This is a genomic window from Blautia sp. HCN-20427 (assembly GCF_037890365.1).
Taxonomy (GTDB): Bacteria; Bacillota; Clostridia; order Lachnospirales; family Lachnospiraceae; genus Blautia.
This window is the reverse complement of sequence record NZ_JBBKBX010000017.1, coordinates 29,954-56,005: the sequence shown is the minus strand read 5'-3', so window position 1 is coordinate 56,005 and position 26,052 is coordinate 29,954. Positions and strand designations below refer to the sequence as shown.

Below are 26,052 nucleotides of genomic sequence, written 5' to 3'. Positions count from 1 at the left end.
AGGTAGGATATGATTTCAAAGAGACGTGATGATAAAGGCAGAGTTCTCCAGCAAGGAGAATGGCAGGAACTAAGTGGACGTTACCGCTATAAATATACAGATTCACTTGGTAAGCGTAAAATATTATATAGTTGGAGATTGACAGAAGCAGATAAGATGCCGGAAGGTAAACGGGCAGATCTTTCTCTCAGGGAAAAAGAAAGAAAAGTTCAGTCCTTACAGATGCAAGGGATTACAGGAAGTAACATTACAGTGCTTGAACTTGTGGAACGATATCTTTCCCTGAAAACAGGAGTAAAGCATAATACTTTAGCGAATTACAAATTTGTGGTGAATGTATTGAAAAAGGAAGAATTCGCTTATAAGAAAGTGGATGATGTGAAACTTTCTGACGCAAAGATTTTTCTGATAAAACTGCAAAGAGATGGTAGAGGATATAGTTCCATTCATTCCATCAGAGGTGTTTTAAGACCTGCTTTTCAAATGGCTGTGGATGATGACTTGATTCTAAAAAATCCATTTGGATTTGAATTAGGTACAGTACTTGTTAATGACAGTCAGAAAAGACACGCTGTTTCTCCGGAAGATGAAGCAAAATTTCTCGAGTTTGTAAAGAATGATCCACATTATAATCAGTATTATGATGCATTTTATATCTTATTCAAGACAGGTCTTAGAATATCTGAATTTTGTGGGCTTACTGTAAAAGACTTGGACTTTAAAGAAGATATTATCAATGTGAATCATCAGTTGCAAAGAACTCGAGAAATGAAGTATATCATCGTATCTACAAAGACAACAAGTGGTACTCGGTTACTTCCAATGGAAGCGGATGTAAAAGAGGCATTTCTTCGAATCTTGAAGAATAGAAGGAAACCAAAACGTGAGCCAATGGTAGACGGATATGGAGGATTTCTGTTTCTGGACAAGAATGGAAGGCCAATGGTTGCACTTCATTGGGAAAAGTACATGCAGCATGCAAGAGAAAAATATAATCGTGAGAATTTGTTGCAATTGCCGCCAGTTACTCCACATATATGCAGGCATACTTATTGTACAAATATGGCCAATTCAGGGATGAACCCAAAGACACTGCAATATCTGATGGGGCATTCAGATGTATCTGTAACACTTAATATTTATACGCATACCGGCTATGATGATGCAAAGAAAGAACTTGCCAGATTAAAAGAAGCAAGGGATGAACTGGAAAAGAAAAAGTTTATAACCCAAAAACATGCACAAACAACTCATGTAAGCCTTATCTCATAAGGAATTTGGGACTTTAAAAATAACCCATTTGTACCACAAATGCCCGAAAAAACATGAGAAAATACAAGAATTTATAAGAAAAAGAACCTTTCAAGTAAAAAATGCACAAAGGCTGAAAAGCCAGTATTTATAAGGCTTTGAGAGGATATGAGGAGATAAAATGGAGAAAATAAAGGTACTATTTATTTGCCACGGCAACATCTGTCGCAGCCCCATGGCAGAATTCATTTTAAAAGACATGGTGCAGGCCCAGGGCCTTGCGTCTCAGTTTGAAATCGCCTCTGCCGCTACCAGCACCGAAGAAATCTGGAACGGTATCGGCAATCCGGTGTATCCGCCGGCCAGGGAGGAACTGGCCCGTCACAGTATTTCCTGTGAAGGTAAAAGAGCCGTGCAGTTAAAGAAGTCAGATTATGACAAGTACGACTATCTTATCGGCATGGACACCATGAACATTCGCAACATAGAGAAAATCACCGGACACAGAGGCGGAAAAATCAAAATGTTGCTGGAATACACAGGTAGCACAGCTTCTGTCATAGACCCCTGGTACAGCAGAAAATTTGATGATACATACCGAGACATCGTAACCGGCTGTAAGGCCTTTTTGGAATACCTGCAAAAACAGGGAAAAATAGAAGAATCCTGAGTACAGGAATTTATTTTTGAAAACTGCTTTCGTTTTCTCGAAGAGCTTCAAAAGTAAGCCGGGCAATGGCCTTTGCGCCGTAGGCATCCGGATGCACGCCGTCCAGGAGAAAGTATTCCGGGTGCGTCCGGGTGTAGGCATGTACATCAATGACAGGCAGATGCTCTTCTTCTCCAAGTTCTTTTACAGCATTGGATACCAAATCTGCCACGTCAGCCTGCATTTTGTAGCCGTTAGCGGGTTTGAAACTCTCCGGAAAAATAGTGGCCGGTGTCATGAGATAAATCTGAGGCTGGCTTTTCAGAGAACGGTAGTGGGCAATCAATTCCCGGTAGTCTGCCAGGAAATTTTCCGTTCCCGTCCAATTATAGGGCTTGGTATCATTGGTGCCCAGCATAATCAGCACGATATTTGGCTGAAAAGCAGAGCTTTCCTGAAAAGCAGGGTGATTCCAATAAGGGAAATTTCCGCTTTTTTGCAGTGTGTATCCACTGGCGCCGAAATTCCCCACCAGATAGTCGCTGCCCAAAAACAGCTGTAGCTGGGCTGGATAGGAATTGAGGAAATTGTCTTCAATTTTGGCTCCATAGGTAATGCTGTCACCCACGCAGGCCACCCGTATGGCAAAGTTTTTTTGCAAAGCGGAAAGCAGAATTGGCGAGGTGGTTATGAGAAAAAGAATCAAAATCAGGAAAATGGATTTTATTTTTTGATGTTTAGCTTTCATAAGCGACTCCTTTGCTGTATGCTTAGTTATAGAGATAATTGTAAAAGGTGTTGATAAAAAATACAAGGCAGGGATACAAATGAATGAGAAGAAAGAAGAAATTTTGCGAAAAAAATCGTTTTGGGAACATTTGACGGAGATTCAGAAAGAATTGCTGCTTCGGGAATCCCGGATTGTCCGGTATCAGGCCGGTGACAGCATTTATTCCAGCGTAAGAGAATGTCTGGGGGCTGTGTTTATTCTGGAGGGAATTATGCGGACATACCTGCTTTCCGATGAGGGGAAAGAGGTGACAATTTATCGTCTGCGGGAAGGGGATTGCTGTATATTGGCAGCTTCCTGCGTGCTTTCTGCCATTACTTTTGACGTGGAAATTGAAGCGCAGACGGAGTGTGCGGCTCTGGTGATTCCAGCGGGGCTTCTGGCGGCCATGTCCAGGGAGAATGTATATATGGACAACTTTATGTATAAAGAAGCGGCAAAGCGTTTTTCCGATGTGGTGGAGGCTTTGCAGCAGATGATTTTTTTAAGTCTGACCCAGAGAGTGGTTTCTTTTCTGTTAGATGAATCTGCCAAAATAGGTTCTTCCAGCATTGCTATGACTCATGAAGAGATTGCAAAAATCATTGGGAGTGCCAGAGAAGCCGTGAGCCGGACTTTGAAACAACTGGCCAAGACCGGTTCGATTTCTTTGAATCGGGGAGAAATTAAACTAGAGAGAAAAGAATCACTCTATCAGCTTTTGTAAACATAAAAGCTGATAGAGTGATTTCCGGCACTTATGCAGGGAAAGTTGCTGCAGATTTACCGGAGTAAATCCTGCAGTTTTTCTTTCGGAACGGCACCTACAGATTTACCGGCTACCTGACCGTTTTTGAAGAGCAGAACCGTAGGGATATTCATAATGCCGAATTGTGCTGCAATAGACGGGGAAGCGTCGACATCCACCTTTCCCACTTTGTAAGCCCCATTGGCTTCTTCTGCCAGTTCTTCGATGACAGGTGCCAGCATTTTGCAGGGCATGCACCAGGTAGCCCAGAAATCTACCAGTACCGGAACCTCAGAGTTTAAGACCTCCTGTTCAAAATTTGCCGTTGTGAATTCCATTGCCATAATTCCAATCTCCTTTTCGTCTTTCTGAAATTGTCTTTATTATAACGCAGAAACGTTAAAATGTCTGTGACAAAGTTACATTTTCCTGATTTTTTCTATTGCAGTTCTTTCCGCAGATAGTCTACAGCTTTTGTACCGGCCAGAGCACCTTCGTAAACGGCTTTTGAAATCTGCAGTAAGCCTCCGGTACAGTCTCCGGCTGCAAAAAGTCCGGGAAGGGCGGTGCTGGTATCTTTTTCTATCAGAATATGATTATCTTCCATGAAAAGTCCCAGTTTCCGGGCGATATCCGTGCTGTCAGCAGTCCCAAGGGCCACGAAAAGTCCATCCAGAGGGAAGAGAGTATGGTCTTCGAATTCCAGATGAGACAGAGAGGTGTCGCCTCTGGCGGAGAGTATCTTTTTTTCTTCCACGCGGATACTTCCCAGTTCTTCGGCGGCAAATGCCGGTTCAGATCCATTTGTGAGAATGGTGACTTTTTTGGCCAGAGGCTCTAAGACTCTGGCTTCGTGCAAGGCATAAGGCCCGTTCCCCAGAACAGCAACCTCTTTTTGACGGTAGAAAAAACCGTCGCACACAGCACAGTAGCTGATGCCGTTTCCTTCATATTTTTTCAGCTCTTTTAAGGACAGGGTATTTCTTTTTGTGCCCGTGGCCAGAATGACAGATTTTGCACGAAAGGTATGAAGGGCTGTATGAATCAGATAGTCTCCGTCATATTCTATGGATAGAAGCTCTTCTTGTAAAGTGGGAACAGACAGAGCCTGTATCTGAAGCAAGCCATTTTCATATAATTGCTTTCCGGAAATGGGATGGGAAAAACCATAGTAATTTTCGATTTTTACAGCTTTTTCCAACGCGCCGCCGTCTTTATAGAGAATCAAAGGCGTAATACCTGCCCGGACCGCATATAACGCAGCAGATATACCTGCCGGGCCTGCGCCTGCAATAATCAGCTTTTGCAGGGTGTTTTCCGTAGATGATTTCATATGGGTTGCACCTCCTTTTAGGTAAGATAAGCATAGCACAAGAATAAAGAGAAGAAAAGTAAAAACGCAGAGAATAGGAAAATGCACACCTGTTCACAGAATGGCCAAAGGAAAAGTGGTTTTATTGGACATTTAAAACATCTTTTCCTTTTTATTATGAATACAAATGGTAAAAAATAATAAAAATAAATAATAAAATTATAAAATAATTGTGAAAAAATCAAGTGGTAGAACCAGTATATACCAAACGGTATACTAAAACCATGGAATATCACACAAAAAGAGAAGAAAACTTTAAAAAACTACAAGAAAAAGTGACGAAATTCCAGCCATTTTTTTCAAAAAAGAGAAAGATTGACAAATCAATTAATTAGCAGTAATGTGTTAAAAGCAATTAATAAGAAGACACAAAAAACAAGTGCCATATCTGTTTTATTGCTCACAGCAACAATAGAAAACGGAAAGGAGAAAGTCAAGAATTCATTAACACAGAAAGGGGAGATGTCCTACGAATAACATAGCGGAAAGAATTACGGAAGAATTAAATTGTGAAACCGTATTCAACATTCCCATCTTCGGCGGGATTCCGATAGGAGAATCTGTGGTGGTTACCTGGATTATCATGGCGGTGCTTACCCTTCTGGCCATTGTGTTTGTTCGAAATCTGAAAGTGGAAAATCCGGGAAAGAAGCAGTTGGCCCTGGAAGCTTTTATCAGTTTCCTGGATGATTTTTTTACAGATATTCTGGGCAAAGAAGGCAGAAGATATATTCCGTATCTGATTTCCACAGCCATTTATATCGGAGTGGCGAACCTTATCGGTTTGCTTGGCTTTAAGCCCCCTACTAAGGATTTAAACGTAACGGCAGCCCTTGCCATTATGAGTTTATTCCTTATTTATTATGCCGGATTCCATAAGAAGGGCACGAAGGGATTTCTGAAAAGCTTTGCAGAGCCCATGCCTATTGTGACGCCGATTAACATTATGGAAATCGCCATTCGTCCTATATCTTTGTGTATGCGACTGTTTGGTAATGTTATTGGTTCCTTTGTTATTATGGAATTGCTGAAAATAATTATGCCGGCAGTTCTGCCAGTTCCATTCAGCTTATATTTTGATATTTTTGACGGTCTGATTCAGACCTATGTATTTGTTTTTTTAACTTCTCTCTTTATTAAAGAGCAGATAGAAGACTAAAACTTAAGAAGAAAAGGAGAAATGAATTATGACAGCAGCAATTGGTGCAGGTATTGCAGTATTAACAGGTATTGGAGCAGGTTTTGGTATCGGTATAGCAACATCAAAAGCGACGGAAGCTATTGCAAGACAGCCGGAAGCAGAAGGTAAAATCAGCAAAGCACTTCTTCTGGGTTGTGCACTTGCAGAGGCAACCGCTATTTACGGTTTCGTTATTGGTTTGTTAATCTTATTCTTATAATCTATCATTAAAAGAAAGGCAGGTGCAGGAAAGGTGCTAAAATTAGGTTGGGACCTTGTCTGGACGATTATAAACCTGATTGTTCTTTATCTTTTGATGAAAAAATTCCTTATCGGGCCGGTAATGGGAATTATGGAAAAGAGAAAAGCGCTCATTGCAAGCCAATTTGATCATGCAAAGGCAGTTCAGGAAAAAGCAGATGAATTAAAAGGACAGTATGAACAGGCCCTTTCTTCTGCAAAAGAAGAATCTGCGCAGATTATTGAAGGTGCAAAAGCAGATGCAAAACGAATGGGTGAAGGCATTGTAAAAAATGCAAATCTGCAGGCGGCAAAAATCATAGAAACAGCAAAAAATACTGCAGAGCAGGAGAAAAAAAATGCCATGCAGGGTGCAAAGTCAGAAATCGCAGGCCTGGCTATGGAGGCAGCAAAGAAATTGCTTTCCGATGGCAGCAGTGACAAGGGAAACCATATGCTCTATGATGAATTTTTAGCAAAAGCAGGTGATGCAAATGACACAGACCTCCATTAATTATGCAAGAGTGCTCTATGAACTTTCCGTTACCCCGGAAAGCATCAAAGATGCAAAACGAGTCCTGGAAGAGACGCCACAGCTTTTACAGATATTGGAAAGTCCGGTGGTGCCTCTTTTACAGAAAGAAAAAGCAGTCGGAAGAATCTTTGAAAAGAAACTGGCAGACTTTATCTGTGTTCTCTGCAAATATCGTCATGCAGAACTTCTCTTTGAGATTTTTCAGGCGTATCAGGAATATTATAACGAACAGAATCATATTTTAAACGCTGTACTTTACTATGTAACTCCTCCTGCCAAAGAACAACTGGAGGAGATAAAGAAATTTTTAGAGCAGAAATACGGTGCAGAGGATACAGCGTTGGAACTAAAAGAAGATAAAAGTCTGGTGGGAGGATTTATTCTCCGGGTAGAAGACCAGGAATTTGATTACAGCTTAAAAGGCCGTATCAATGCATTACAACAAAAATTAATCTGGAGGTGAACGGTTTGAGTTCAATCAATTCAGAAGAAATTATTTCCATTCTGAAAGAAGAAATTGAAAACTTCGATACCACAGCAGGTGTCCGGGAAGTCGGAAACGTTATTTGGGTGGGTGATGGAATTGCGACTGTTTACGGGATTGACCATGCCATGTACGGCGAAATTGTGACCTTTGAAAACGGTGTCAAGGGAATGGTGCAGGATATTAAGAGAAACGAAATCGGTGTTATCATTTTCGGAAAAGACACAGGAATCAAGGAAGGCACTAAAGTGGCCCGTACAAAGAAAAAGGCAGGTATTCCTGTAGGCGAGAACTTCGTTGGAAGAATCGTAGATGCCCTGGGGGCGCCTATTGATGGCAAAGGAGAAATCGAAGCAAAGGATTACCGGCCTATAGAGCAGGAAGCGCCGGGGATTATTGACCGTAAATCCGTATCTGTGCCAATGGAAACCGGTATTCTGGCCATTGACTCCATGTTCCCTATTGGACGCGGTCAGCGTGAGTTGATTATTGGAGACCGTCAGACGGGTAAGACTTCTATTGCTGTAGATACTATCTTAAACCAGAAGGGCAAGGATGTTATCTGTATCTATGTGGCTATTGGACAGAAAGCTTCTACGGTAGCAAAACTGGTAGGAACTTTGGAAAAATACGGTGCTATGGAATACACCACGGTCTTTTCTGCTACGGCCAGCGACTGTGCGCCGTTGCAGTATATTGTGCCTTATTCCGGTACAGCCCTTGCGGAATACTTTATGTATCAGGGGAAAGATGTGCTGATTGTGTACGATGATTTGTCCAAGCATGCAGTGGCTTATCGTGCTTTGTCTTTGCTTCTGGAACGCTCTCCGGGACGTGAGGCTTATCCGGGTGATGTTTTCTATCTGCATTCAAGACTTCTGGAACGTTCCAGTCGTCTGAGCGAAGAAGCAGGCGGCGGTTCTATTACCGCACTGCCTATTATTGAGACACAGGCAGGAGATGTATCCGCATACATTCCGACGAATGTAATTTCAATCACGGATGGACAGATTTTCCTGGAAAGTGACTTATTTAATGCGGGTGTGCGCCCGGCCGTAAATGTAGGTCTTTCCGTATCCCGTGTAGGTGGCGCGGCACAGACAAAAGCTATGAAAAAGGCGTCCGGAAGCATGCGTATTGATTTGGCGCAGTATCGTGAGATGGAAGTGTTCACACAGTTCTCTTCAGATTTGGACGATGCTACAATGGCGCAGCTGGATTATGGAAAATGTTTGATGGAATTGTTAAAGCAGCCCCTTTGCAGACCGCTTGCTTCTCATGAGCAGGTAATTACATTGTGGGCAGCGACTCATAAAATCATGACAGGAATTCCGGTGAAAGAAGTGAAGAAATTCCAGATGGACATGCTGGAATATTTTGATGTTAAATATCCGGAAATCAGAGATGAACTCAATGAGAAAAAAGTCCTTTCCGATGAACTGGGCGAAAAGATTTTAAAGGTAGCAGAGGAATTTAAGAACAGGAACAGGTGATGAGATGGCAAGTGCAAAAGAAATACAAAGCCGTATGAGAAGTATCCAGGATACTATGAAAATTACCAGTGCCATGTACATGATTTCTTCATCAAAACTGAAGAAAGCCAGGAAGACCCTGGCAGATACAGAACCATATTTTTATTCTCTGCAGTCAGCCATAGGACGTGTTCTGCGTCACATGGAGGACACGGAGCATAAATATTTTGATGAAAGAGCGGAAATCGCACCGGAAGCCAGGAAAATCGGTTATATTGTAGTTTCTGCAGATAAAGGTCTGGCTGGTGCGTATAACCACAATGTTTTTAAAATTGCTGAAGACTGTATGGAAAACCGCGAAAACGTCCAGCTTTTTGTGCTGGGGGAAGTGGGAAGGCAGTATTTTTTTAAAAAAGACGTAGACGTGGATACGAATTTTCGCTTTACGGTGCAGAAACCGACCATGCACAGGGCCAGAGTGATTTCTGAAAAGATGATAGCTATGTACCTGGAGGGTGAACTGGATGAGGTTCATATTATTTACACCCGTATGGCTAATGCCGCTACTATGGTAGCGGAAAAGAAGCAGCTTTTGCCGTTGAAGAAGGCTGCTTTCAATACCTCTGTACAAAAGCTGGTAGATATTCATCAGGAAGAAATCGAAATGATTCCTTCCGCAGAAGAGGTGCTGAACAGTATTGTACCCAACTATCTGCGCGGTATGATTTACGGCTGTCTGGTGGAATCCTATGCCAGCGAGCACAATTCTCGTATGATGGCTATGGATGCAGCAACATCCAGCGCCAGGGATATGCTGAAGGATTTATCTATTAAATATAACCGTGTGCGTCAGGCGGCGATTACCCAGGAAATTACTGAGGTTATCAGCGGAGCTAAAGCACAGAAGAAAAAACTGTAGAAGGAGGTTTCCTTTTGATGGAAAAAGGTAAAATTGTACAGGTTATGGGACCTGTCGTAGACGTAGAATTTGAAAATCAGAACCTCCCAAGCATCAAAGACGCCTTGACTGTAGAGTTAAACGGCAGAAAGCTTGTTATGGAAGTGGCACAGCATACCGGAAATCATACGGTGCGCTGTATTATGCTGGCTTCTAGTGACGGACTTAGCAAGGATATGGAGGTTACTGCTACAGGAGCAGGTATTTCCGTACCTGTAGGAAAAGAAACTCTGGGTCGTCTTTTTAATGTTCTGGGTGAAACCATAGACAAAGGCGAACAGCTGCATGATGTAAAGCACTGGGTTATTCACAGAGACCCGCCGACGTTTGAAGAACAGAGTCCTGTAGTAGAGATTCTGGAAACCGGTATTAAGGTTATCGACCTTTTGGCGCCATATGCAAAAGGTGGTAAAATCGGTCTTTTCGGCGGTGCCGGTGTAGGTAAGACGGTGTTGATTCAGGAACTTATCAGCAATATTGCTACCGAGCACGGCGGATATTCCATCTTCACCGGTGTTGGAGAACGTTCCCGTGAGGGAAATGACCTCTGGACAGAAATGAAAGAATCCGGGGTTTTGGAAAAGACAGCTCTGGTGTTCGGGCAGATGAATGAGCCCCCTGGTGCCCGTATGCGTGTAGCGGAAACAGGGCTTACCATGGCAGAATATTTCCGTGATGAAGAACATCAGAATGTGTTGCTCTTTATTGATAATATTTTCCGTTTTACGCAGGCTGGTTCAGAAGTTTCCGCCCTTTTGGGACGTATGCCTTCTGCCGTAGGTTATCAGCCGACGCTGGCAACGGAAATGGGTGAACTGCAGGAGCGTATCGCTTCCACAAAAAATGGTTCTGTTACTTCTGTACAGGCTGTTTATGTGCCTGCCGATGACTTGACAGACCCGGCGCCGGCCACCACCTTTGCGCATCTGGATGCCACCACGGTTTTGTCCAGAAAGATTGTAGAGCAGGGTATTTATCCGGCGGTTGACCCTCTGGAGAGCAGTTCCCGTATTCTGGAAGCAGATGTAGTGGGAGAAGAACACTATGAGACAGCCAGAAAGGTGCAGGAATATCTGCAGAAATACAAAGAACTGCAGGACATCATTGCGATTCTGGGTATGGAAGAATTGTCTGAAGAAGACAAGAAAGTAGTTGCCCGTGCCAGAAAGGTGCAAAAGTTCCTTTCCCAGCCTTTCCATGTGGCAGAAGTCTTCACCGGTATTCCGGGTAAATATGTACCGTTAAGGGAAACTATCCGTGGGTTCAAGATGATTGTAAACGGAGAGATGGACGAATATCCGGAAAATGCTTTCTTTAATGTGGGTACCATTGACGAGGTAATCGAAAAAGCAAAACAGGAATCCTGAGAAGCTGTAAGGAGTGAAGGCCTATGAATACATTTGGTTTGAATGTCATTGCCAGTGATAAGGATTTTTATCATGGCAGAGGAAAATCTATCTCACTCCCTGCAAAAGATGGCGCCATTACCATACTGGCACACCATGCAGATATGATGGTTGCCATTGTTCCGGGAGAAATGCGCTTTCAGGCAGAAGACAATACCTGGTATACTGCTATTGTAGGCGGCGGCTTTGCGCAGATTATCAATAACCGCGTAACCGTGCTGGCAGACAGTATTGAAAAGCCGGAAGATATTGACCTGAAGCGGGCTCGCGATGCCAAAGAACGTGCAGAGGAACAGCTCCGTCAGAAGCAGAGTCTGCAGGAATACTATGTTTCCAAGGCTTCTCTGGCCAGAGCTATGGCTCGTATGAAAGCGGCAAGAGATAAAGGAATTTAATAACGATATATAATAAGGTAGAAACAGAGTCAGGAACCGGAAGGGGACTGGCTCTGTTTTTAGCTTCAAAGAGAATGAAAATAATATTACTTGTAATTATGCATTGCATAGTAATTAGTTATAACGTGCAGTATGCATTGACAAAGGGAAAAATAGTTGATAGAATGTCAACAAAAGTTAGCCGATAGGCATGGGAGAAGGTGCTGTATGAACAAAAGGATATTATCTATTCTGGTTGAGAATACAGCCGGTGTACTGAGCCGGGTTTCCGGATTATTCAGCCGCCGGGGATATAATATTGACAGCTTATCTGCAGGTATTACCACAGACCCCAATTACACCCGTATGACTGTAGTGTGTAAGGGAGATGAACTGATTCTGGAGCAGATTACCAGACAGGTGGAGAAGCTGGAAGATGTTCTCTCCGTGAAGGTGCTGCAGGACGGGCAGAGTGTTACCAGAGAATTGATGTTGGTAAAGGTGAAAGTCACACCGGAACAAAGAGCAGGCGTGTCTGCCATTGTAGATATTTTCAGAGCCAATATTATTGATGTGGGCAAAGAATCTATGATTATAGAGCTTACGGGAAATAAGTCAAAGCTGGAGGCTTTTATTGATTTGTTAGATGGTTATGAGATTCTGGAACTGGCGAGAACCGGTATTGCAGGTCTTTCCAGGGGCGCAGATGACATTTTCTACCCTTCCGATGAGGAGGAAGAATTTTAAACGGTTATTAGAGATTTTTATCCCTAACATACATAAAAAAAATAGGAGGAAGAAAAAATGGCAGTAAAAATTTATTATCAGGAAGATTGTAACATGGCTTTATTAGAGGGGAAAACCATTGCTATTATTGGTTATGGAAGCCAAGGTCATGCCCATGCATTAAATTTAAAGGAATCAGGCTGTAATGTAATTGTAGGTTTGTATGAAGGTTCTAAATCCTGGGACAAAGCAGTAAAACAGGGATTTGAAGTTTATACAGCGGCAGAAGCAGCAAAGAAAGCAGATATCATCATGATTCTTATCAATGATGAAAAGCAGGCAAAACTGTATAAAGAATCCATTGAGCCAAACCTGGAAGAAGGCAACATGCTCATGTTTGCTCACGGCTTTGCAATCCACTTCGGACAGATTAAACCACCTGCAAATGTAGATGTTACTATGATTGCTCCGAAGGCACCGGGACACACTGTAAGAAGCGAATACCAGATTGGTCGCGGTACACCTTGTCTGGTAGCGGTACAGCAGGATTACACAGGAAAAGCAAAAGACAAAGCGCTGGCTTATGCAGCAGCTTTAGGCGGCGCAAGAGCAGGTGTTCTGGAAACGACCTTTAAAGTAGAGACAGAAACAGACCTTTTCGGTGAGCAGGCTGTTCTCTGTGGTGGTGTAACTGCTCTTATGAAAGCCGGATTTGAAACTCTGGTAGAGGCAGGATACGCTCCGGAAAATGCTTACTTTGAATGTATCCATGAGATGAAACTGATTGTAGATTTGATTTACGAAAGTGGATTCAAGGGCATGAGATACTCTATCTCCAATACAGCAGAGTTCGGTGATTATATCACAGGACCTAAGATTGTAACAGACGAAACAAAGAAAGCCATGAAGCAGATTCTTTCCGATATTCAGGACGGCACTTTTGCAAAGAATTGGATTCTGGAAAACCAGTCCGGCTGTATGCACTTCGGCGCTATGAGAAGAAGAGAAGCAGAACATCAGTTAGAAGAAGTTGGCGCAGAGCTTCGTAAACTGTATAGCTGGAACGGAAAAGAAAAACTGATTGATAACTAAGAGATATATAAAACTGAATATAAAAAGCAAAAAGGGCAGTGGAAACAGAGGTTTTCACTGTCCTTTTTGCTGTGTAAAAAGTTACAGCAGCAGGATTTTAAAGTGTTAAGTAACCTTTTGTTGTGCTTGATAAGGAGAAAATAGGAAAGAAATTCACCAGAATACTTGAAAGAACTGGAAGGAGAAACTATAATATAGTAAAAATGTACAAAAAAACATATTATATATAGTAAAAACAGATAAAATACCGATAATCGTTGACAAGAAGAAAAACTTGTGTTAAGTTATATTTAAGAAATGTTAAGAAACAAATGAAAACGGATAAGAAGGGAGGATATAAAGTGGCTGGAAAAAAAACAGTATCTATGCAGGATATTGCAGATGAGCTGGGAATCAGCAAGGTGACTGTTTCTAAGGCGCTGAATGGAAAAGACGGAGTAGGGGAGGAACTGAAACAGAAAATTTTCCAGAGTGCGCAGGAACATGGCTATATACTTCCCGATTATGGACAGCGCAGGGCAAAAAAAGTGGGAATTGTTATGAGCGACCGCTTTAATTCCGGAGATGCCGGAAAATTCTATATGGGGATGTACGAGAAAATTATCGCAGAACTGCGCAAGGTTATGTGTGCCAGCATGATGATTACTCCGACCCGGGAAAGTCTTCAAAGCGATTTGGATATGCTGGAACGAAAAGGAACGGTTGACGGATTGATTCTTCTTGGTATCCTGGACAGAAAAGTGCGGGATGCAGTAGATGCCATTCCTTTGCCCAAGGTTTATGTAGATGTTTACGATGTGACACACAAATCGGATTCTGTAGTAACCGAAAATATATACAGTGCCTATGAGCTGACAGATTATCTGATACAAAAGGGACATAAAGACATTGGATTTGTGGGAACGGTGGGAGGAACCACCAGTATTACAGACCGTTACCTGGGATTTATGAGAGGTATTCTGGAAACCGGTAGAGCGCCGAATCAGGAATGGGTGATTCCGGACAGGAATGAGGATGGAGCAGCTATTGAACTGATGCTTCCGGAGAGACTTCCGACTGCCTTTGTCTGCAACTGTGATGAAACTGCTTTTCGGCTGGTGAAAACCTTAAAGGCCAAAGGCATACGGGTGCCGGAGGATATTTCTGTTGTAGGGTTTGACGACGATATTTATGCGGAACTTTGCGAGCCGGCGCTGACAACAGTGGCGGTTAATATCGAAGAAATCGGAAAAGTTGCTGCAAAACGTATGATGCGCTACATGGAAAGAACCAGACGCAGGCCGGGAGAAGTATTTAGAATACTGGGTAAAATTATTTACAGAGATTCTGTGAAAGAAATCAAGGAATAAGACAAGAAGAAAAGGAGGGCAACAGCCTTGGAGAAAGTAAGAAAGTCCCCGAAAGAAAAGAAAGTCAGAAAACCGAAATGGACGAAAAATGATTCGGAACTGACAGCGTTGGCACTGCCGACCACGGTCTGGTATGTACTGTTTTGTTTCCTGCCAATGTTTGGATTGGTTATCGCTTTTAAGAATTACAAAATTGCAGGCGGAAGAAGTTTTATTTACAATGTAATACATAGTGACTGGTCAGGGTTTAAAAACTTTGAATTTTTAATTAAGTCTAATGACTTGTTTGTGATTTTGAGAAACACGATACTTTACAATCTGGCTTTCATTGTACTGGGGATGATTTTCTCTGTTGGGCTGGCCATTATGATTAGCCTGCTTCACAGCAAAAGAAAATCAAAAGTATATCAGACTTTGATGTTTTTTCCGTACTTTATGTCATGGGTTGTAGCAGCATATTTTCTGGATGCCTTTTTGAATCAGGACAATGGTCTGGTTAACAGCATGCTTCGCGACGGTGGCGGTGAAGGGATTCAGTGGTATATGAAAGCGGGTGTCTGGCCGGCAATCCTGATTTTCATGTATTTGTGGAAATCAACTGGCTACAACATGGTTATCTATCTTTCCAGTATTTCCGGAATTGATACAACTTTGTATGAGGCAGCCGTTATGGACGGTGCGAATAAGAAGCAGCAGGTTCGTTATATTACACTGCCATGCCTGAAAAATGTCATTATTATGATGTTTATCTTAAATGTAGGTAAGGTTTTTTATTCAGACTTCGGGTTGTTCTTCCAGCTTTCACAGGGAGCAAGCGGTTCGATCTTCAATACGACGGCAACGATTGATACCTTTGTGTATAATGCAATCCAGTCCTCCACACCGATTGGTATGACTTCAGCAGCAACATTCTTCCAGTCTGTAGCATGTTGTATCACGATTCTGGTGGCGAACGCGATTGTAAAGAAAATTGACGCGGACAGTGCAATTATATAGGAGGCGGAAGAATGAAAAAGAATAGACAAAAAGAAGCCGCAGAGGTTTCGAAATTAAACAGGATTTCAGTAAAGACAGATGTGTGTTTTAACATCATCTTTATCATACTGGCTTTGATTTGCATTATTCCGGTTGTTTTTGTTTTCATGATTTCTATTTCATCTGAAAAGTCGATTCAGATGAATGGTTATCGCTTTATACCGGAGAAGTTTTCCATAGATTCCTACGCATTCCTGCTCAGAGAGGGAAAAATGATTCTGTCTTCTCTTGGAATCTCGGTAATGGTAACGGTAATAGGTACAGTATTGGGCGTTATGCTTACAACCATGATGGGATATGTAATTTCCAGAAGAAATTATAAAATGCAGAATTTCTTTACCATGGTGGTGTTTATACCTATGATTTTTAATGGTGGTATGCTTTCCTCTTATGTGGTAAATACACAGTTTATGCATTTGAAAAACAGCATTTGGGCCTTGATTCTGCCCCTTTGTGTTTCTTCGTTTAACGTTGTTATCTGTAAGACGTTCTTTAAGACCAATATACCGGAATCGGTCATTGAATCTGCACAGATTGACGGAGCTTCACAATTTACGATTTTCGGAAAAATCGCGCTGCCTCTGTCTAAACCTATGATGGCAACGATTGCATTATTTTTAACTTTTGGTTATTGGAATGACTGGTTTCAATCCTCTCTGTATATCACAGATAAGAAACTGTACTCTTTACAGGCCCTCCTGGACAGTATCCAGAGAAGTATTGATGTAATGGCAAACAACCCGTCTCTTGGCGTAACTATGACGCAGTATATCAATAGTATGCCGAAAGAAGGGGCGAGAATGGCAATGGCCATTTTGATTATTATCCCGATTGCATGTAGCTATCCGTTCTTCCAGAAATACTTTATTTCCGGATTGACTGTAGGCGCTGTAAAGGGCTGATATAAAAAAATAAAACAAGCAAAAACAAAAGGAGGATTTTTATGAAAGCGAAACAGGCAACAGCGTTGGTATTGGCTTCTGTTATGGGGTTAGGACTCCTGGCAGGCTGCGGCGATTCCAAAAAAGGCGGTAGCGAAACCGCAAAAAATGATGGAGATGTGGTTACTTTAAAATGGATTCAGGTAGGCGGCAGTATGCCGGATAATTACGATGCATGGCTGAAACAGATTAATCCTTATCTGGAAGAAAAAATTGGTGTCAATATCGATATGGAGATTGTTCCATGGGCAGATTGGGATAACAGAAGAAGTGTTATCACAAACTCAGGAGAAGATTTCGATATTCTTTTTACAGACCAGACACGTTACAATGCAGAAGTAAACACAGGTGCATTTTTGGATTTGACAGATATACTGGATGAAAACGCTCCGGAGCTGAAAAAGCTGATTCCTGAAGATTACTGGGAAGCAATGGAAATCGATGGAAAAATCTATGGTGTTCCTACCTACAAAGACAGTTCTGTAACGCAGTACTTTGTATGGGACAAAGCAGTTGCTGACAAGTACGGCATTGATATTAACAGCATTAAATCTTATGAAGATTTGTATCCTGCATTAAAGAAAATCAAAGAAGGGGAAGGAACTGCTCCCTATTATATGTCAAAATCCGGTGCTGATTTCTTAAATACCGTATACTTTGACCAGTTAGGCGCAGGTCTTCCGGCTCTGGGTATTCGTTATGATGACGAGACTAAAACAGTTGTAAATCCTTTAGAGGATGAAGAAATGCTGGCTCAGCTTGATATTATACATAAAATGTACAAAGAAGGCATCATCAACGGTGATGCACCGACAGCAGATGATTCCAGCAAATACAAAACGTTCTTTACAGCACAGGGATGGAGCCAGGCTGCAAAGACAACATGGGGCCCAAGCAATGGTATTGATGACTGTGAAGCAGTGGCTTTTACAGATACCATCGTATCCAATGCAAGTGTTAGAGGTTCTATTAATGCAATTTCTTCCGGCTGCAAACATCCTGAAAAAGCGCTGGAATTTTTACAGCTTGTAAACACAGATACCAAAGTCCGTGACTGGCTGTACTATGGGGTAGAAGGCGAAAACTTTGAGTATACAGATGATAAGAAGGTAAACAAACTGAATACAGACTGGCCTATGGCTGGTTATACACAGGGCAGTTACTTTGATGTTTCACAGCTTGCTACAGAGGAAGTAAATCAGTGGGATGAAGTAAAAGAACTGAACGAAAAAGCAACACCATCTATCATGCTTGGATTTGATATGGATACAAGCAACGTAGAAACAGAACTTGCAAACTGCCGTTCCGTATACGAAAAATATAAATCTGAATTCTTCACAGGCGCACAGGATCCGAGAGAACTGGTAAAAACCATTCATGATGAACTGGAAGCTGCCGGCTGGGATACTATCCGCGAGGAAGCTCAGAAGCAGGTAGATGCTGCAAAATAAAAAGTACAATGGTAAGAAGAGGGGCATTTTCACAAATGGAGAGAATGTCCCTTTCTCTATAAAATACAAAAACCAGGAGGAAAAGAATATATGTGGTTTCTTGACAAGAGAATACAGGTCATCTGTGATGAACTGAAAAAATTAATTACGGTAAAGAACATGCCAATGGAACATATTCTTTATAAAGAAGGACGCTTTTTTTACCCGGACGAAGCGGAAAAAGCAGAACAGGCATGGCAGGACTTTACACCAAAGACCATGAAATGGTACGGACCGGATAAACATTACTGGTTCCGCGCAGATTATACCGTGCCGGAAGAATTAGCCGGAAAAACCTTGCGTCTTCATGTGAAAACCCAGATTGAAGAATGGGATGATGCGAAAAATCCGCAGTTTTTACTATTTGTCAACGGAGAAGAAACGCAGGGTATGGATATGAACCACCGCATTGTGCAGATGGCTGCAGAGGCCAAAGGGGGAGAGACCTGGAGACTGGATATTCAGGCCTATACCGGAATACTTCATTCAGAATTTGACATGATTATGGAAATGCAGGTGGCAGACACACGGATTGAAAAGCTGTACTATGACCTGATGGTTCCGCTTTGGGCATTTAGCCGTATGGATAAAGATGACAAAAACCGTATGGATTTGGAACATGTCATGAACGAAGCCGTAAATCTGCTGGATTTGAGAAATCCCTATTCGCCGGAGTTTTATGACAGTGTGGAAAAAGCAGAGGTTTATCTGGAAAAGGCTCTGTATGAAGATATGGCAGGCTACAGTGATGTGATTGCCACCTGTATCGGACATACCCATATTGATGTGGCCTGGTGGTGGACCGTAGAGCAGACCAGAGAAAAGGTGGCAAGAAGCTTTTCTACCGTTTTGAAATTAATGGACGAATATCCCAATTACAAGTTTATGTCCAGCCAGCCCCAGCTTTATGAATTTTTAAAAGACCGTTATCCGAAGTTGTATGACCGTATCAAAGAGCGGGTAAAAGAAGGACGCTGGGAGCCGGAAGGCGGTATGTGGCTGGAAGCAGATACCAATCTGACGTCAGGAGAATCTCTGGTACGTCAGTTCCTGTATGGAAAACGATTCTTCAAAGACGAATTTGACGTAGACTGCAAGGTTCTGTGGCTGCCGGACGTATTCGGCTATTCCGGTGCGCTTCCGCAGATTATGAAAAAAAGCGGTATTGACTACTTTATGACCACAAAGCTGGCATGGAATCAGATTGACAAAATGCCTTACGATACTTTTATGTGGAAGGGCATTGACGGAAGTTCTGTCTTTACTCACCTGGTAACGACCCTGGGCGTGGGACAGAGCGAAGATGATTTCTTTACAACCTACAACGGAATTCTGCACCCGGACGCGCTGATGGGCGGCTGGAAGAGATATCAGAACAAGGATATCAACAACGACATTCTGATTTCCTACGGTTATGGAGACGGAGGCGGAGGTCCTACAAGAGAAATGCTGGAAACCTCTCTGCGTATGGAAAAAGGAATCAAGGGACTTCCGAAAGTACGTCAGGAATTTTCCAGAATTTATTTTGATGAATTGTATGAAAAATTAAAGGACAACCGCAGACTTCCTACCTGGGAGGGAGAACTGTATTTTGAATACCACAGAGGTACTTACACTTCCATGGCGAGAAATAAACGCTCCAACAGAAAGAGCGAAGTGCTGATGATGAATCTGGAACTTCTGGAACTTCTGGCTTCCTGGAAGGGCGCTGCTTACGCAAAAGAAGAAATGGATAAGATGTGGAAAGTCATTCTGTTAAATCAGTTCCACGACATTCTTCCCGGCTCATCCATTCATGAAGTATATGAAGTGACAAAAAAGGAGTATGCAGAACTGGAAGAACAGGGATGTGCACTTCTTGGAGATTCTATGAAAACAGTGGCAGGAGAAGGAGAAAACGTTACTCTGTTTAATACCCTTGGTTTTGAACGCAGTGATGTGGTCAGCCTTCCAAAAGAAGTTTCCGGTGCGCTGGTAGCAGAGAACGGAAAAGTATATCCCATTCAGACACTGGAAGACCGTGGGGTAGCTTATGTGGAAAATCTGCCTTCTAAGGGCTATGAATCCTTTAAGGTGGAAAGCACAGCCAAAGCGCCATCTTCATTCAGACGCCAGGGTAACTGTCTGGAAACACCGTTTTATACAGTAGAGGTGGACGAAAATGGTCTTCTCTCCTCTGTGTTTGATAAGAAAAACAAAAGGGAAGTGCTGCAGCAGGGCAAAAAGGGAAATCTCTTCTGTATGTATGAGGATAAACCGATTTATTACGATAACTGGGATATTGATATTTATTACACCGAGAAATCCTGGGAAATTACAGAACTGTCCCGTATGGAATGGAAAGAGGAAGGTCCTGTCTGCACAGTTCTGGAGCTGGAGCGCAAGGTCAGCAATTCTGTGATTAAGCAGAAGATTTATTTCTATGCTGATTCTGCAAGAATTGATTTTGAAACCTATGTGGACTGGAAAGAACACCAGCACCTTCTGAAAGTGCACTTCCCGGTAGATATTCATACAGATGAGGCTGCTTTTGATGTGCAGTTTGGAAATCTGACCAGAAAAGTGCACACCAACACAAGCTGGGATATGGCCCGTTTTGAATCCTGCGGACAGAAATGGATAGACCTTTCTGAAGGGCATTATGGAGTCAGCCTGTTAAACGATTGCAAATACGGACATTCTGTAAAGGATTCTGTGATTGGACTGACCTTAATCAAATCCGGTATTGAGCCAAATCCGGTTACAGACCAGGAAGAGCATTACTTTACCTATTCTCTGTATCCTCACGAAGGAAATCTTCGGGACTGCGATACGGTAAGAGAAAGTTATTGCCTCAATTATCCGGTGCTGGCAAAAGAACAGACACAGGCAGCAGGAAAGGCTTCTCTTTTAACTGTGGATAAGAAAAATGTTATGGTAGAGACTGTGAAACTGGCAGAAGATGGAAACGGCATGATCATCCGTGCTTATGAGTACGAAAATACAAAGACGCATGCAGAGCTTTCTCTGGGTATGGGCAAAGAAATTGAGTCAGTTTGCGAATGTAATCTGATGGAAGAAGAGATACCAGGCGAGATTGCACATACGGACAAGGGTTTTGACGTTGACATCAAGCCGTTTGAAATCAAGACTTACAGAGTCATTTTGAAATAAGACTGCTGAAATAAGATGGGAGACAAGGAAATGGAAAGACAGAATTTGAATGGGGGCTGGAACCTGTTGTGGAAAGAGAAAACTCTGGATACACAGGTACCGTTTTCCGTATATCATGATTTGTTTTCCCATGGGGAGATAGAAGATCCGTTTTACCGGGACAATGAAAAGGAAGCTCTTTTGTTGTCCCGGGAGGACTATACTTATCAGACAGAGTTTGATGTGACAGAGCAGATGATGAAAAACAGCCAGATAAGGCTGAAATTTCTCGGCATTGATACTCTGGCAGATATTTATCTCAATGGAACCCATGTGGGAAATACTTATAACATGCACCGCACCTGGGAATTTTCCGTCAGGGAGTTATTAAAAGAAAAGGGAAATCTGCTGGAAATCCGGTTTCACTCTCCGATTCTTTATATGGAAGAACAGAATCGGCTGCAAGGGAAAATTCCCTGTAACACAGATACCATAGACGGATTTCCGTATCTGAGAAAATCCAACTGTATGTCTGGCTGGGACTGGGCGCCCAAGCTTCCGGACATGGGAATCTTCCGTGATGTGATATTGGAAGGCATAGATGAGGACAGACTGGAAGATGTCTGTGTGCGTCAGAGCCATGAGCATGGTCAGGTGACGCTTTCCTTTGGAGTTCATACACTGAAAACTCACAGGGGAGAGAGGGTTCGCTATTGTGTTACCGTGACGGCACCGGATGGAAGCGTTCTGACAGAAGAAAATTCTCCAAAAGAACTGGTCATAGAAAATCCAAAACTCTGGTGGCCAAGAGGTTATGGAGAGCAGGCTCTCTACACTGTGCGGGTGGAACTTTTAAACGGGGATAAGACAGAAGATGTGTGGGAGAGAAGAATCGGACTTCGCACTATGAAAATGCACATGGAAAAAGACCAGTGGGGAGAATCCTTTGCCCATGAAGTCAATGGCGTTGCCATTTTTGCCATGGGTGCAGACTACATTCCTGAAGATTGTTTTCTGCCCAGAACCAGTAAAGAAAAGACGAAAAAACTGTTGGAACAGTGCGCTTTGGCAAATTACAATGCCATTCGTGTCTGGGGCGGCGCTTATTATCCGGAGGACTGGTTCTATGATTTGTGCGACGAATATGGATTTTTAATCTGGCAGGACTTTATGTTTGCCTGCTCCACCTATCAGCTGACCGAAGTTTTTGAAGAAAATATTTCCAGAGAAATCGAGGACAATGTAAGACGTATCCGCCACCATGCCTGCCTGGGTCTTTGGTGCGGAAACAATGAAATGGAAGGCATGATTGTAGAAGGCTACACAAAGGACCCGAAACTTCTGGGAGATTATACCAGAATGTACAGTTATGTGATTCCGAAAATTGTAAAGCGAGAGGACCCGGATACTTTCTATTGGCCATCCAGTCCATCTTCAGGAGGGGATTTCGATGACCCTCAGGATGAAACCAGGGGAGATGCCCATTATTGGAAAGTATGGCACGGATACGAACCCTTTACCGGATACCGCAAGCATAATTTCCGTTATGCCTCCGAGTTTGGTTTTGAATCTCTTCCGGCTATGAAAACCATTGAAAGCTTTACGCTTCCGGAGGACAGAAATGTATTTTCCTATGTGATGGAAAAACACCAGAGAAGTGAAAATGGGTACGCTAAAATGATGGTTTACATGGCGCAGTATTTCCCTTATGCAAAGGATTTATCCCATCTTGTATACGCCTCCCAGCTTATGCAGGCTCAGGCTATGCGCTATGGGGTAGAGCATTGGAGAAGAAACAGAGGCGAGTGCATGGGCGCTATTGTATGGCAGCTCAATGACTGCTGGCCGGTAGCTTCCTGGTCTTCCATTGATTATTATGGAAGATGGAAGGCTCTGCACTACTTTGAAAAGAGATTTTTTGCACCTGTTCTGCTTTCCTGTCATGAAGAGGGTCTGCTTTCTCAGGACCCGAACGTGAACGCGAGACCTTATGAGGTGGAGAAGAGTATTCGTCTGCACGTGGCAAACGAAACGCTGCAGGAGCAGAAGGTTCTGGTGCGTTGGAGTCTGCGTGACAGCCAATCCCGGATTGTAGGGGAAGAAAAGGAGCGGGAAGTCTGCGTCAAACCTCTTTCCGGCGTATGGCTGGAGAAAGAAGAGTATCCTCAGGCCGATTTGCAGGAACACCATGTATTCTACAGCTGCCTGCAGAATGGAGAAGTGATTTCAGAAGGCAGCGTGTTGTTTTCCATGCCAAAGTTCTATCAGTATGCAAATCCAAACCTTACGGTAGAGCGGGAAGGGGACGAACTGTTGGTACGGGCAGAAAAGTATGCCGGTTCCGTGGAACTTTTAAATGAAAATGAGGACTGGGTATTGTCTGACAATTACTTTGATATGGAAGCCGGAGAAAAGAGAGTGCGGATTCTTTCCGGAGATGCAAAAGAAATTCGGGTAAGAAGTATTTATGATATTGCAGCAAGATAAAGAACGAAACAAAAAAGGTTGTCCTTTGGGCAGCCTTTTTTGTTTCATATGTTGCTGTGCAGTTTAAGAGCGGTTTCTGTAAAAATCTATGAATTCCCGAATAGCGGGATTGGCCTGAAAATCTGCCAGGTAGGCAAAGCCGATTTCGCGTTTATGTATGGGAATTTCAAGAGGGATTTCCACCAGTGTGCCCTCTTTCAGTTCCTGCGCTACAAACTGACGGATGACGCAGGCCACTCCCAGGCCGATTTTGGCAAATTCAATGAGCAAGTCCATGGCGGATACCTCCAGTACATTGTTGTTTTCAATGTGATGCAGGGACAGATAGTCGTCAATATACTGCCGGGTAATGTTTTCTTTATCCATAAGCATAAGGGCTGACGTCCTCAGAATATCGTCCTGCTGGCTGGTTCTCAAAGCCAGGTTTTCAAGGTAGGATTTTGTGCTGACGAAAATATCTTCAATTTCTCCTACAGATGCAAAACGCACATGGTGCAGCCGTTCCGGTCTTCCAATCAGACCCAGGTCGATTTTATTTTCCCGGAGGAGCTGGAGGGTGTGGTTGGTGGACTGACATTCGATGGTCATCCGGATATGGGGGTGGGCAATGGTAAATTCCTTCAGGTAATCCAGAAGCACATATTTGCAGAGTGTGGTGGAAACGCCGATTCGCAGATGTCCTACGCCAAGCTCATTGATCTTTTTTAACTGGGCTTCTCCTAACTGAAGGGAATAAAAAGCTTTTTGTACATAATCGTATAAAATCTCCCCTTCTTCGGTCAGCTGAACCCCTCTGGAATTTCTGGAGAAAAGAGTGACCTCCAGATTTTGTTCCAGCTTGCGGATGGATTTACTGATGGCTGGCTGGCTGATAAAAAGCTCTGCAGCAGCTTTGGAAATGTTGCCGGTATTGGCAACGGTGTAGAAAACTTTGTACAGGGAAAGATTCTGGTCCATAAAGTTTTATCCTTTCTGTATATTTATAAATCAAAGTTATGTCTGACATACTTTTTATGTATTTCTATTATAACAATACATATGATAGAATGGCAATAGCAGAAATAGCAGGAGGTAGAGAACATATGGGAATGACAATGACGCAGAAAATTCTGGCAGCTCATGCCGGATTGGATAAAGTAGAAGCAGGACAGTTGATTGAAGCAGATTTGGATTTGGTACTGGGAAACGATATTACCTCTCCGGTGGCTATTCACGAAATGGATAAAATGACGGTGGATACCGTGTTTGATAAAGACAAAGTGGCATTGGTTATGGACCACTTTATTCCTAATAAAGATATTAAATCCGCAGAACACTGCAAATGTGTAAGAGAGTTTGCCTGTCGTCACGAGATTACCAACTATTTTGACGTGGGAGAAATGGGAATTGAACATGCGCTTCTTCCGGAAAAGGGTCTGACTGTGGCAGGAGACGTGATTATCGGTGCGGATTCTCATACTTGTACTTACGGCGCTTTAGGGGCATTTTCCACAGGTGTGGGAAGCACAGATATGGCAGCAGGCATGGCAACGGGAAAGGCCTGGTTTAAGGTACCCTCTGCCATTAAGTTTAATCTGGTGGGCAAGCCGGCTAAGTGGGTCAGCGGAAAAGATGTAATTCTTCATATTATCGGTATGATTGGTGTGGACGGCGCCCTTTATAAATCTATGGAATTTGCAGGAGAGGGGATTCGGAATCTATCCATGGATGACCGCTTTACCATTGCCAATATGGCTATTGAGGCAGGCGGCAAAAACGGTATTTTTCCGGTAGATGACCTTGCAGTAGCTTACATGAAAGAACATTCCATGCGCCCGTATACGGTGTACGAGGCAGATGAGGATGCGGTTTATGAGGAAGAATATACCATTGATTTAAGCACTTTGAAGTCCACCGTGTCTTTCCCCCATCTTCCTTCCAATACCAGAGTGGTGGAAGATCTTAAGGAGGATGTGGTGATTGACCAGTCGGTCATTGGTTCCTGTACCAACGGCAGAATTGATGATTTGCGCTGTGCCGCAGAGATTTTAAAAGGACGCAGGGTAAAGAAGGGGGTTCGCTGTATCGTGATTCCGGCGACCCAGAAGATTTATCTTGAGGCCATGGAAGAGGGATTGTTGAAAATCTTTATTGAGGCAGGCGCTGTAGTAAGTACTCCTACCTGCGGTCCGTGCCTGGGCGGTTACATGGGAATTCTGGCAGAAGGGGAAAGATGTATTTCCACTACCAACAGAAACTTTGTAGGACGTATGGGACATGTGAAATCAGAGGTTTATCTGGCGAGTCCTGCAGTGGCGGCAGCCAGCGCAGTGACAGGGAAGATTTCTCTGCCTCAGGAATTAGGGTTATAAGGAGGATGTGT

The 26,052-nt window shown here is 43.0% G+C and carries 24 protein-coding genes; 20 read left to right on the top strand and 4 right to left on the bottom strand.

The genetic code is table 11. From position 1 onward, the window contains the following. Positions 1 to 9: 9 nt before the first annotated feature. Together WKT17_RS11185 and WKT17_RS11180 are read left to right on the top strand one after the other, a co-directional pair. On the top strand, positions 10 to 1,272 hold the full coding sequence (locus WKT17_RS11185) for a tyrosine-type recombinase/integrase (RefSeq protein WP_291683646.1): 1,263 nt from the start codon (positions 10 to 12) through the stop codon (positions 1,270 to 1,272). A 160-nt stretch (positions 1,273 to 1,432) separates the two neighbouring features. Beyond that, complete coding sequence (locus tag WKT17_RS11180; RefSeq protein WP_173749763.1) at positions 1,433 to 1,921, top strand: low molecular weight protein-tyrosine-phosphatase; 489 nt, start codon at positions 1,433 to 1,435, stop codon at positions 1,919 to 1,921. 10 nt (positions 1,922 to 1,931) lie between these two features. Here the strand turns inward: WKT17_RS11180 and WKT17_RS11175 are convergent, their stop codons facing one another. Further along, complete coding sequence (locus tag WKT17_RS11175) at positions 1,932 to 2,648, bottom strand: GDSL-type esterase/lipase family protein (protein ID WP_173749764.1); 717 nt, start codon at positions 2,646 to 2,648, stop codon at positions 1,932 to 1,934. A gap of 79 nt (positions 2,649 to 2,727) precedes the next feature. Here WKT17_RS11175 and WKT17_RS11170 point away from each other — a divergent pair, with 79 nt between their 5' ends. Beyond that, complete coding sequence (locus tag WKT17_RS11170; RefSeq protein WP_173749765.1) at positions 2,728 to 3,396, top strand: Crp/Fnr family transcriptional regulator; 669 nt, start codon at positions 2,728 to 2,730, stop codon at positions 3,394 to 3,396. A 56-nt stretch (positions 3,397 to 3,452) separates the two neighbouring features. Here WKT17_RS11170 and trxA read toward each other — a convergent pair whose 3' ends face one another. After that, positions 3,453 to 3,761, bottom strand: coding sequence for a thioredoxin (gene trxA, locus WKT17_RS11165; protein ID WP_173749766.1), 309 nt, complete (start codon positions 3,759 to 3,761; stop codon positions 3,453 to 3,455). A 95-nt stretch (positions 3,762 to 3,856) separates the two neighbouring features. After that, on the bottom strand, positions 3,857 to 4,750 hold the full coding sequence (locus tag WKT17_RS11160) for an NAD(P)/FAD-dependent oxidoreductase (protein WP_226853676.1): 894 nt from the start codon (positions 4,748 to 4,750) through the stop codon (positions 3,857 to 3,859). Between the two features lie 529 nt (positions 4,751 to 5,279). Here WKT17_RS11160 and WKT17_RS11155 point away from each other — a divergent pair. The 16 genes from WKT17_RS11155 to WKT17_RS11080 all read left to right on the top strand — a co-directional run bounded on the left by WKT17_RS11155 (position 5,280) and on the right by WKT17_RS11080 (position 23,690). Further along, on the top strand, positions 5,280 to 5,948 hold the full coding sequence (locus WKT17_RS11155) for a F0F1 ATP synthase subunit A (protein WP_330605628.1): 669 nt from the start codon (positions 5,280 to 5,282) through the stop codon (positions 5,946 to 5,948). A 28-nt stretch (positions 5,949 to 5,976) separates the two neighbouring features. Then, positions 5,977 to 6,189: an ATP synthase F0 subunit C gene (gene atpE / locus WKT17_RS11150; protein WP_173749767.1), complete on the top strand. Its 213-nt coding sequence runs from the start codon at positions 5,977 to 5,979 to the stop codon at positions 6,187 to 6,189. Positions 6,190 to 6,222: 33 nt separating this feature from the next. Continuing rightward, the gene (atpF, locus tag WKT17_RS11145; RefSeq protein WP_291683647.1) at positions 6,223 to 6,723 is read left to right on the top strand and encodes a F0F1 ATP synthase subunit B; all 501 of its coding nucleotides are present in this window, start codon (positions 6,223 to 6,225) and stop codon (positions 6,721 to 6,723) included. Beyond that, the gene (gene atpH / locus WKT17_RS11140; RefSeq protein ID WP_173749769.1) at positions 6,704 to 7,207 is read left to right on the top strand and encodes an ATP synthase F1 subunit delta; all 504 of its coding nucleotides are present in this window, start codon (positions 6,704 to 6,706) and stop codon (positions 7,205 to 7,207) included. Before atpF ends, atpH begins: the two co-directional genes overlap by 20 nt. Before the next feature lie 5 nt (positions 7,208 to 7,212). After that, entirely contained in the window at positions 7,213 to 8,721 is a 1,509-nt protein-coding gene (gene atpA, locus WKT17_RS11135; RefSeq protein WP_173749770.1) for a F0F1 ATP synthase subunit alpha, read from the top strand. 4 nt (positions 8,722 to 8,725) lie between these two features. Further along, positions 8,726 to 9,619, top strand: coding sequence for an ATP synthase F1 subunit gamma (gene atpG, locus WKT17_RS11130; RefSeq protein WP_173749771.1), 894 nt, complete (start codon positions 8,726 to 8,728; stop codon positions 9,617 to 9,619). Between the two features lie 17 nt (positions 9,620 to 9,636). Continuing rightward, a complete protein-coding gene (gene atpD, locus WKT17_RS11125) occupies positions 9,637 to 11,025 on the top strand; it encodes a F0F1 ATP synthase subunit beta (RefSeq protein ID WP_173749772.1) in 1,389 nt (462 codons plus the stop codon). 23 nt (positions 11,026 to 11,048) lie between these two features. After that, positions 11,049 to 11,459: an ATP synthase F1 subunit epsilon gene (gene atpC, locus WKT17_RS11120; protein ID WP_173749773.1), complete on the top strand. Its 411-nt coding sequence runs from the start codon at positions 11,049 to 11,051 to the stop codon at positions 11,457 to 11,459. Between the two features lie 207 nt (positions 11,460 to 11,666). Next, positions 11,667 to 12,185, top strand: a complete 519-nt coding sequence (gene ilvN / locus WKT17_RS11115) for an acetolactate synthase small subunit (protein ID WP_173749774.1) — start codon at positions 11,667 to 11,669, stop codon at positions 12,183 to 12,185. A gap of 57 nt (positions 12,186 to 12,242) precedes the next feature. Then, positions 12,243 to 13,256 carry a ketol-acid reductoisomerase gene (ilvC, locus tag WKT17_RS11110; protein WP_173749775.1) on the top strand — a complete coding sequence of 338 codons (1,014 nt, stop codon included), beginning with the start codon at positions 12,243 to 12,245 and terminating at the stop codon, positions 13,254 to 13,256. 341 nt (positions 13,257 to 13,597) lie between these two features. Continuing rightward, a complete protein-coding gene (locus WKT17_RS11105; protein WP_291683648.1) occupies positions 13,598 to 14,605 on the top strand; it encodes a LacI family DNA-binding transcriptional regulator in 1,008 nt (335 codons plus the stop codon). 27 nt (positions 14,606 to 14,632) lie between these two features. Beyond that, positions 14,633 to 15,601: an ABC transporter permease gene (locus WKT17_RS11100; RefSeq protein WP_294462576.1), complete on the top strand. Its 969-nt coding sequence runs from the start codon at positions 14,633 to 14,635 to the stop codon at positions 15,599 to 15,601. Positions 15,602 to 15,612: 11 nt separating this feature from the next. Next, positions 15,613 to 16,542, top strand: a complete 930-nt coding sequence (locus WKT17_RS11095; protein WP_173749778.1) for a carbohydrate ABC transporter permease — start codon at positions 15,613 to 15,615, stop codon at positions 16,540 to 16,542. 41 nt (positions 16,543 to 16,583) lie between these two features. Beyond that, positions 16,584 to 18,032, top strand: a complete 1,449-nt coding sequence (locus tag WKT17_RS11090) for an ABC transporter substrate-binding protein (RefSeq protein WP_291683712.1) — start codon at positions 16,584 to 16,586, stop codon at positions 18,030 to 18,032. 90 nt (positions 18,033 to 18,122) lie between these two features. After that, positions 18,123 to 21,224 carry an alpha-mannosidase gene (locus tag WKT17_RS11085; protein ID WP_330027335.1) on the top strand — a complete coding sequence of 1,034 codons (3,102 nt, stop codon included), beginning with the start codon at positions 18,123 to 18,125 and terminating at the stop codon, positions 21,222 to 21,224. A 30-nt stretch (positions 21,225 to 21,254) separates the two neighbouring features. After that, on the top strand, positions 21,255 to 23,690 hold the full coding sequence (locus WKT17_RS11080; RefSeq protein ID WP_291683714.1) for a beta-mannosidase: 2,436 nt from the start codon (positions 21,255 to 21,257) through the stop codon (positions 23,688 to 23,690). 63 nt (positions 23,691 to 23,753) lie between these two features. On the opposite strand, the gene WKT17_RS11075 is transcribed toward WKT17_RS11080, so the two are convergent. After that, the gene (locus WKT17_RS11075; protein WP_173749782.1) at positions 23,754 to 24,647 is read right to left on the bottom strand and encodes a LysR family transcriptional regulator; all 894 of its coding nucleotides are present in this window, start codon (positions 24,645 to 24,647) and stop codon (positions 23,754 to 23,756) included. 125 nt (positions 24,648 to 24,772) lie between these two features. Here WKT17_RS11075 and leuC point away from each other — a divergent pair, with 125 nt between their 5' ends. Continuing rightward, positions 24,773 to 26,041 (top strand): 3-isopropylmalate dehydratase large subunit, encoded by a 1,269-nt coding sequence (gene leuC / locus WKT17_RS11070; RefSeq protein WP_173749783.1) that lies wholly within the window; start codon positions 24,773 to 24,775, stop codon positions 26,039 to 26,041. Positions 26,042 to 26,052 lie beyond the last annotated feature (11 nt).